This window comes from Phocaeicola sp. RTP21198st1_B8_RTP21198_201120, assembly GCF_040929485.1.
In the GTDB taxonomy this organism is placed as follows: domain Bacteria; phylum Bacteroidota; class Bacteroidia; order Bacteroidales; family Bacteroidaceae; genus Phocaeicola; species Phocaeicola dorei.
Genome location: NZ_JBCOCI010000453.1, coordinates 1 through 1,174, shown reverse-complemented (window position 1 = coordinate 1,174; position 1,174 = coordinate 1). Strand labels below are relative to the sequence as shown.

1 pseudogene is annotated in these 1,174 nt (G+C 44.5%); it reads left to right on the top strand.

Going from position 1 to position 1,174, the window contains the following annotated elements:
• Positions 1 to 1,174: pseudogene (locus AB5935_RS27210) on the top strand (hypothetical protein); the annotation flags it as partial.

The window sequence follows — 1,174 nt, the reverse complement described above, 5'->3', positions numbered from 1 at the left end:
ATAAACTTAAAAGCCAAACACCTGCTGGTAGACGTGGAAGATATTACCGAAAACTACTCCAGTGCCATTTGCTACGTTAATGAGTTGCTGGAAGTGAATCCGTATTGGAGAGGCTTATGGCGAAGGAAGATTGAACTATACCGCAAGCAGAACAACGATGTGGAAGCGGATCGCCTGTTGAAACGAATCAATCAGATTTACCCGAACGATACCATTCTAAGGAAGGATTACATCTACAGCATGGAAGTAGGCTACCAACAAATGAAAAAAGGCGGTAACCGGAAAGAAGCGATCGAGAGACTGACGGAGCTAATCAAAGTATCTCCTCAAAACTAAGAATATTACCTGGACATCATCAACCTGCATTTACAGGAAGGAAACCGGGAAGCAGCTCTAGGCTGGTCATCCAACGGTTTGGCTGCCATACCGGGAAGTGGTGCCCTCATCGTCAAAAGGGCAAGTATCCTCAGTGAATTGGCGCGTTATCCGGAAGCACTGGCATTTATACGCGAGCAAATGAAGAGAAACAATAGTCCTGCCATACGGCGTATGTACAACGACTTATTGATGGAAGCTGCCCGTGCAGAGAAACAGCGGGACCCTTATGTATTATATGGCATGGCCTACGAAGGAGGCAACAAGAACAAGGAAGCATTAGACTATTTATTGAACACTTCCGTCACCCGCGGATATACCGACGATGCCCTCTTCTATATCAGAGAGGCTAAAAAACAATATGGCAACAATGATAAAGGAATTCTCTATAAAGAATATATGCTTTATCGCCAGATGAATGAGGATGATCTTGCCTATTCAACGCTGAAAAAGATGTACGAGATGTATCCTGATGATTATGACATTACGCTTGCCATGAGCGCACAGCACATGAAGAAAGCCGAAAAGCTGATGGAACTCGGTCTGTATGCGGAAGCATTGCCGCACGTATTGTTTGTATCTCAAAAACATGTAGACAACGACGTGAACGGTGCCGCATGGGAAAAAGCCTTGAGTTGTTATATCAATATGAAACGCTACAATGAAGCACTTGCCACATTGGACACCATCACCCTTCACTTCCCGGATTACGAGAATGGTACGTTGAAAAGGGCCTTTATTCTCGATAAAATGGACAAAACCGAAGAGGCTTTGCAACTATATTTGTCTGCCATCGAGC